Here is a 7,401-nt window from a genome sequence, read left to right as displayed (position 1 = left end):
TTCGACATCGACGCCAACGGCATCGTCAGCGTCACCGCGAAGGACCTGGGCACCGGCAAGGAGCAGTCGGTCACCATCTCCGGCGGCTCGGCGATGTCCAAGGACGACATCGACAAGATGGTCCGCGAGGCCGAGCAGTACGCCGAGGAGGACCGCAAGCGCCGCGAGGAGGCCGAGGTCCGCAACAACGCCGAGTCCCTCGTCTACCAGACCGAGAAGGTCATCAAGGACAACGAGGACAAGATCCCGGCGGACGTGCGCTCCGAGACCGAGTCGGCCGTCGCCGAGCTGAAGACCGCCCTGGAGGGCACGGACGTCGAGGCGATCCGCACCGCGAGCGAGAAGGTCGCGCTGGCCAGCCAGAAGATCGGCTCCGCCATCTACAGCCAGGGCCAGGAGGGTGCCGCCGACGGCGCCGAGCAGACCGCCTCGGGCTCCGCCGACGACGCCGACGTCGTGGACGCCGAGATCGTCGACGAGGACAACGGCAAGGGCACCCAGTCCTGACGCCGGGACCGGGTGACGAGTCGAGGAAGGAGGGCGCGTCCCAGATGGCGCAGTCGGACAAGACCAACGGCTCCGGCGAGGGTGAGGAGCACCAGGGTCCGGTGATCCGCGACAACCGCCGGATCGACCCGGAGACGGGGCAGGTCCGCGACCCGAAGGCCGCCGAGGCCACCGCGGAGGACGGGGAGGCCGAGGAGACCATCGAGGTCCCGGACACCCCGGAGACCGTGGTGACCGAGGCGATCAACGCGGACGAGCGGGTCGTCGAGCTCACCAACGACATCAAGCGGGTGCAGGCGGAGTACGCCAACTACCGCAAGCGCGTCGAGCGCGACCGCGTGGCCGTCCGCGAGGTCGCCACCGCCCAGGTCGTCGGCGAACTCCTGCCGATCCTGGACGACATCGGCCGTGCCCGCGAGCACGACGAGCTCAACGGGGGCTTCAAGGCGGTCGGCGAGTCCCTGGAGGCCGTGGCGGCCAAGCTGGGCCTGGAGCGGTACGCCGAGTCGGGTGACGAGTTCGACCCGAACCTGCACGAGGCGCTCACGCTGGTCCCGGCACCCGACATCTCCGTCCAGACGGTGATCGAGGTGTTCCAGCCGGGGTACCGCATCGGTGAGAGGATCCTCCGCCCGGCCCGCGTGGTCGTCGGAGACCCCGTCGAGGGCGCCGAGTCGGCCGCCTCCTCCGACGGGGACACCGGCTCCGCCGACGGCGAGGCCGACGCCTCCTCCGGCGGGGGCGGGGAGACGGACGGCGGGTAACGGGTTCGCCCGTGGGCCGGCTCCGGTCGTGCCCACCGCCCCGGCGGTGGGTACGACCGGAGAGGCCAGCCCCGGCTCCGCCCGGAGACGGGGCACGTGTAAGCATCGGACGCAACCGGCACCAGCGGGAGAAGGCACCAGTCGATGAGCACCAAGGACTACCTGGAGAAGGACTACTACAAGGTCCTCGGAGTCTCAAAGACCGCCTCTAAGGACGAGATCAAGCAGTCCTACCGCAAGCTCGCCCGGGAGAACCACCCCGACGCGAACACCGACGACCCCAAGGCCGAGGAGCGCTTCAAGGAGATCTCCGAGGCCTACAACGTCCTGTCGGACGACAAACGCCGCAAGGAGTACGACGAGGCGCGCTCGCTGTTCGGCGGGTCCTACCGGCCCGGCGGCGGCGCCGGACCCGGCGGGTTCGACATGGGCGACCTGTTCGGCCAGGGCCCCGGGGGCGGCGGCGGGGCGTCCGGCGGCGAGCGGCTGAGCGACCTGTTCGGGGGCCTGTTCGGGAACCGCGGCCGCGGCGGCGGGGCCACCCGCAGCAGGCGCGGCTCCGACGTGGAGACCGAGACCACACTGAGCTTCCGCGAGGCGGCCGAGGGGGTCACGCGCTCCTTCCGCCTGGCCAGCGACACCCCGTGTCCCACCTGCAAGGGCACCGGCGCCAAGGCGGGCACGGCCCCGCGGATGTGCCCGAAGTGCTCCGGCACCGGGCACGAGAACACCAACCTGGGCGGCTTCTCACTGTCCGAGCCGTGCAGTGAGTGCAAGGGCCGCGGCCTGGTCGTGGACGACCCCTGCGCCGACTGCCACGGCAGCGGGCGCGGCAGGAGCACCCGCACCATCCAGACCCGGATCCCCGGCGGCGTGACCGACGGACAGCGGATCCGCATCAAGGGCAAGGGCGCCCCGGGCGAGCACGGCGGCCCGGCGGGCGACCTGTACGTCGTCGTCCACGTGAAGGAGCACGCGGTGTTCGGTCGGAGCGGCGACAACATCACCATCACCGTGCCGGTGACCTTCCCCGAGGCCGTGCTCGGAGCGGACGTGCGCGTCCCGACGCTGGGCGGCCTCCCGGTGACCGTGAAGGTCCCGCCGGGCACCCCGAACGGGCGCACGCTCCGGGTCCGCGGCAAGGGGGCCACGCGCAAGGACGGCACCACGGGCGACATGCTCGTGACGATCGAGGTCACCGTTCCGACGAACGTCAGCGGCGACGCCCGCGAGGCGCTGGAGAAGTTCCGTGCCGCGACGACCGACCACGACCCGCGCGAAGGACTCGAGGCGCGGGCGAAGGGTGCGTGAACGACGTGAACGACTCCTTCGGCGCTGACGCTCCGGTCTACGTGATCTCGGTGGCGGCGGAGCTGGCCGGAATGCATCCCCAGACCCTGCGGCAGTACGACCGGCTGGGGATCGTGTCGCCGGGCCGGGCCTCCGGCCGTGGGCGTCGCTACTCCATGCGCGACGTGCAGCTGCTGCGCGAGGTGCAGCGTCTGTCGCAGGAGGAGGGCATCAACCTCGCCGGGATCAAGCGGATCCTGGAGTTGGAGCACGAGGTGGAGCAGCTTCGGGAGCAGGTGTTCCACCTGGCCAACGAGCTGGAGGCGGCGCGGCGGGCGGTGGCCCGGCGCGGCCGTCCCACCCCGGCCGAGGGCGGGGGGACGCGCGGGGAGCTGGTGCGCCGCACGCGCGTGACGATCTTCAACACGGCCGAGCGGCCGGAGGACGAGAGCGCCCGGGACACCGGCCCCGGGCGGGGCGGCCCGGGGGCGGGCCGCGACGGGAAACAGGACTGACGGGGCTCCGGTGCGGCTGGACGGGGGCGCGGTCGGCCATGGCATGTCACCCAGGGTGACAGTACTGGTGAAAGGAGTCACCGGAGATGAACTACAAGCTCACGAAGAAGAGCCAGGAGGCTCTGTCCGTGGCCGTCCGGCGCGCGACCTCGGACGGTAGTCCGGAGGTGGACCCGCTCCACCTGTTGGCCGCGCTGCTGGACCAGGCGGAGGGGGTGACCCGCCCGCTGCTCAAGGAGGTGGGGGCCAACCCCGACACGCTCAAGGACCGCGTCGAGGCGGCGATCGACGCCCTGCCGAAGGCGGCCGGGTCGACGGTCAGCTCACCGAACTCCTCCCGCCAGCTGATCGTGTCGATCAACACCGCGGCCAAGCGCGCCCAGCAGCTGGAGGACGAGTACGTCTCCACCGAGCACCTGCTCGTGGGCCTGGCGACGGACGGCGGCGAGGCCAGGCGGCTGCTCGACGAGGTCGGCGCCACCCCGGACGCGCTCCTGGACGCGTTCGAGCGGGTGCGCGGGTCGGCGAAGGTGACCTCGGAGAACCCCGAGGACACCTACCAGGCGCTGGAGAAGTTCGGCGTCGACCTGACCGAGCGGGCCCGCGAGGGCAAGGTGGACCCGGTGATCGGCCGCGACGGCGAGATCCGGCGGGTCATCCAGGTGCTCAGCCGCCGGACGAAGAACAACCCGGTCCTCATCGGCGAGCCCGGCGTGGGCAAGACCGCGGTCGTGGAGGGGCTGGCCCAGCGGATCGTGGCCGGTGACGTGCCGCAGTCGCTCGTGGGCAAGCGGCTGGTGAGCCTGGACCTGTCCGCGATGGTGGCGGGCGCCAAGTACCGCGGTGAGTTCGAGGAGCGGCTCAAGGCGGTGCTCTCGGAGATCAAGGAGTCCGAGGGCCAGGTCATCACGTTCATCGACGAGCTGCACACCATGGTCGGCGCCGGTGCGGCCGAGGGCGCCATGGACGCGGGCAACATGCTCAAGCCCATGCTGGCGCGCGGCGAGTTGCGCATGGTGGGCGCCACGACACTGGACGAGTACCGGGAGCGGATCGAGAAGGACCCCGCCCTGGAGCGGCGGTTCCAGCAGGTCATGGTGGGTGAGCCGTCGGCCGCCGACACGATCGCCATCCTGCGCGGGCTCAAGGGGCGCTACGAGGCGCACCACAAGGTGCAGATCGCCGACGCCGCCCTGGTGGCCGCCGCGACCCTGTCCGACCGGTACATCACCGCGCGCTTCCTGCCGGACAAGGCGATCGACCTGATCGACGAGGCGGCGTCCCGGCTGCGGATGGAGATCGACTCCAGCCCGGTGGAGATCGACGAGCTCCAGCGCACCGTCGACCGGCTGAAGATGGAGGAGATGGCGCTCTCCAAGGAGTCGGACCAGGCCAGCATCCAGCGCCTGGAGCGGCTGCGCGCCGACCTGGCCGACCGGCAGGAGCAGCTCAACGCGCTCGTCGCCCGGTGGGAGCAGGAGAAGGCGGGGCTCAACCGGGTCGGTGAGCTGAAGGGGCAGCTGGACGACCTGCGCACCCGCGCCGAGCTGGCCGAGCGCGAGGGGGACTTCGCGCAGGCGTCCCGGCTGATGTACGGGGACATCCCGCAGTTGGAGAAGCAGATCGAGGAGGCCTCCAGCGCGGAGGAGGAGGCGGCCAGCTCCGGTGTGGACACGATGGTCAAGGACGAGGTCGGCGCGGACGAGGTCGCGGACGTCGTCTCCTCGTGGACCGGCATCCCCGTGGGACGGCTCATGGAGGGGGAGACCTCCAAGCTGCTGCGCATGGAGGAGGAGCTGGGTGCCCGGCTGATCGGCCAGAAGGACGCCGTGACCGCGGTGTCGGACGCGGTACGGCGCGCCCGGGCCGGGATCTCCGACCCGGACCGGCCCACCGGTTCGTTCCTGTTCCTGGGCCCGACGGGTGTGGGCAAGACCGAGCTGGCCAAGGCGCTGGCGGAGTTCCTGTTCGACGACGAACGCGCGATCGTGCGCATCGACATGAGCGAGTACTCGGAGAAGCACTCCGTCTCGCGGCTGGTCGGGGCGCCCCCCGGCTACGTGGGGTACGAGGAGGGCGGCCAGCTCACCGAGGCGGTGCGGCGCCGGCCCTACACCGTGGTGCTGTTGGACGAGGTCGAGAAGGCGCACCTGGAGGTGTTCGACACGCTGCTCCAGGTGCTGGACGACGGTCGCCTGACCGACGGCCAGGGCCGCCACGTCGACTTCCGCAACACCATTCTCATCCTCACCTCCAACCTGGGGTCGCAGTTCCTGGTGGACCAGTCGCTGGAGGAGGAACAGCGCCGGGAACGCGTGATGAACGTGGTGCGGTCGACCTTCAAGCCGGAGTTCCTCAACCGGCTGGACGACGTGATCATGTTCGACGCGCTGTCCACGGAGGACCTGGCGAGGATCGTCGACCTCCAGGTGGAGAAGCTGCGGCGGCGGCTGGCCGACCGGCGCCTGGAGCTGGACGTGACGCCGGAGGCCCGCGAGTGGCTCGCGCTGACCGGCTTCGACCCGAACTACGGCGCGCGCCCGCTGCGCCGTCTGGTGCAGTCCTCGATCGGCGACCCGCTGGCGCGGGAGCTGCTGTCGGGCGAGCTGGCCGAGGGGGACACGGTCGCGGTGGACGTCGACGACGCCGCGGACCGGCTGCTCGTGACCCCGCAGCGGGCGCAGGAGCCCGCGGTCTGACCGGATCCCTCCCCAAGGGGCGGCTCCTCCGGGAGCCGCCCCTTTTCCGTGTGGGCAGGGCATCCGGAGGCATCACGGATCCACGAGCCCGGAATCCGGGCGCGGCCTCAGTCCTCCGACGACCCGAGCCGCCGTGCCGTCAGCCCGAAGGCCACCGACGTCGCCGCCTGCACGGCCAGGCACACCCCGAAGGCGCCCGGGTACGACAGCTCCGGCAGAACCCCGGTGTAGGCGCCGCCGTAGAGGGCGACGCCCAACGCCAGGGCGGCCTGCTGCACGGTCGAGAAGAGCCCGCCGCTCAGCCCCGCGACCGACCTCGGGACCCCGGCCATCACCGCGCTGAGCAGCGGTGTGAACATCAGCGCCTGGGCGGCGCCGAGCACGGCGAGCAGCGGCTGGAGCAGCCACTGCGACGGGTGCGGCCAGCCGAGGACGACGACGGCCGCGACCCCCAGCAGCGCGGCGACGTGCGCCGCCGCCCCGACCGTCATGACCGCGGAGCCGAACCACCGCCGGAAGACGCCCAGGTTCATCGACACGACGGCGAAGGCGGCCGCGAACGGCAGCAGTGTCAGTCCGGACACCAGGGGGCTCTGCCGCAGCCCGCTCTGGACGGTCAGCGCGAACACGTACATGAACGCGCCGTATCCGGCGAAGAGCACGCACGCCATCACCAGCCCGAGCCGCAGCGAGCGGTGCCCGAGCACGCTCGGCGGCACCAGCGGCAGTCCGCCGCCGAGTTCGCGGCGGCGCTCCCACCACCAGAACACCGGGAACGCGGCGGCGGAGAGCAGCAGCGACGCGACCGTCCACGGCGGCCACCCGTCCTCGGGGCCGATCGTCACGGGGAGGAGGAAGGCCAGCAGGGCGACGGCGAGCACGGCCGCCCCGACCGCGTCGGCCGCCCCGCGCCCGCCGGCCCCCGTCCTGGGCAGGGCGCGGGCGCCCGGCAGCGCCGCGAGGGCCAGCAGGGCGCCGAACCAGAAGACGGAACGCCAGCCGGTTCCGGCGACGTCGGCGCTGAGCAGCACCCCGCCGACCACCTGGCCCGCGGCGGTCCCCAACCCGCTGGCCGCGCTGAACAGCGCGACCGCCCGCAGACGGGCGGCTCCACGGGTGGTGGTCTGGATGGTGGCCAGGATCTGCGGCACCATCAGCGCCGCGGCCAGGCCCTGCGCGCCGCGGGCGCCGACGAGCCACACGATGCCGTCGGCCAGCCCGGCGGCCAGGGAGGTCAGCACGTAGGCGGTCAGGCCGAGGACGAAGATCCGCCTCCGGCCGAACGCGTCGCCGAGCCTGCCCCCGATGATCAGCAGGAGCGCGAAGCAGGTGGCGTAGACCCCCACCACCAGCCCGAGTTCCGCCGGGGAGGCGTCGAGGTCGGACCCGATGCGGGGGACCGCCACGTTCACACTGGAGAAGGTGTAGGTGGCGACGAAGCCGCCGACGAGCAGGGCCAGCAGCCCCGGCCCGCGCAGTTCGGATGGTTCCCGGTGCGCGCGGGCGGTGGAGGATCCCTCCGCCGCCGGGCGGACCCGGATGGTTCTCGTGGTCACCGGTCCACTGTCGAGCGACTACCATCCTGGTACCAGGAGCCTGCTTATCCTGGTACCGACACCACCCGGC

6 protein-coding genes are annotated in these 7,401 nt (G+C 72.2%); 5 read left to right on the top strand and 1 reads right to left on the bottom strand.

What is annotated here, in order from left to right; all coding sequences use genetic code 11:
* The 5 genes from ACTVAJ_RS26150 to clpB all read left to right on the top strand — a co-directional run.
* Positions 1 to 507 (top strand): Hsp70 family protein (locus ACTVAJ_RS26150; RefSeq protein ID WP_470390926.1); only part of this gene is annotated, 507 nt, incomplete at its 5' end.
* A gap of 44 nt (positions 508 to 551) precedes the next feature.
* A complete protein-coding gene (grpE, locus tag ACTVAJ_RS26145) occupies positions 552 to 1,271 on the top strand; it encodes a nucleotide exchange factor GrpE (protein WP_470390925.1) in 720 nt (239 codons plus the stop codon).
* Positions 1,272 to 1,415: 144 nt separating this feature from the next.
* Positions 1,416 to 2,582 carry a molecular chaperone DnaJ gene (gene dnaJ, locus ACTVAJ_RS26140; protein WP_470390924.1) on the top strand — a complete coding sequence of 389 codons (1,167 nt, stop codon included), beginning with the start codon at positions 1,416 to 1,418 and terminating at the stop codon, positions 2,580 to 2,582.
* Positions 2,579 to 3,076, top strand: a complete 498-nt coding sequence (locus ACTVAJ_RS26135; RefSeq protein ID WP_470390923.1) for a heat shock protein transcriptional repressor HspR — start codon at positions 2,579 to 2,581, stop codon at positions 3,074 to 3,076. The genes dnaJ and ACTVAJ_RS26135 overlap by 4 nt, the downstream gene beginning before the upstream one ends.
* Before the next feature lie 86 nt (positions 3,077 to 3,162).
* A complete protein-coding gene (gene clpB, locus ACTVAJ_RS26130; RefSeq protein ID WP_470390922.1) occupies positions 3,163 to 5,775 on the top strand; it encodes an ATP-dependent chaperone ClpB in 2,613 nt (870 codons plus the stop codon).
* A gap of 107 nt (positions 5,776 to 5,882) precedes the next feature.
* On the opposite strand, the gene ACTVAJ_RS26125 is transcribed toward clpB, so the two are convergent.
* A complete protein-coding gene (locus ACTVAJ_RS26125; RefSeq protein ID WP_470390921.1) occupies positions 5,883 to 7,331 on the bottom strand; it encodes an MFS transporter in 1,449 nt (482 codons plus the stop codon).
* Between the last annotated feature and the right edge of the window lie 70 nt (positions 7,332 to 7,401).

The sequence above is a fragment of the Nocardiopsis sp. KDC1DS13DA1 genome (assembly GCF_055632325.1).
Note: the sequence above shows the minus strand (reverse complement) of the source record. Positions and strands in the feature narration are given on the sequence as shown.

What these genes read in the sequence shown, in the direction of transcription:
- clpB (WP_470390922.1), top strand. Translation starts at nt 3,163, where the DNA reads ATGAACTACAAGCTCACGAAGAAGAGCCAGGAGGCTCTGTCCGTGGCC.
- grpE (WP_470390925.1), top strand. Translation starts at nt 552, where the DNA reads ATGGCGCAGTCGGACAAGACCAACGGCTCCGGCGAGGGTGAGGAGCAC.
- dnaJ (WP_470390924.1), top strand. Translation starts at nt 1,416, where the DNA reads ATGAGCACCAAGGACTACCTGGAGAAGGACTACTACAAGGTCCTCGGA.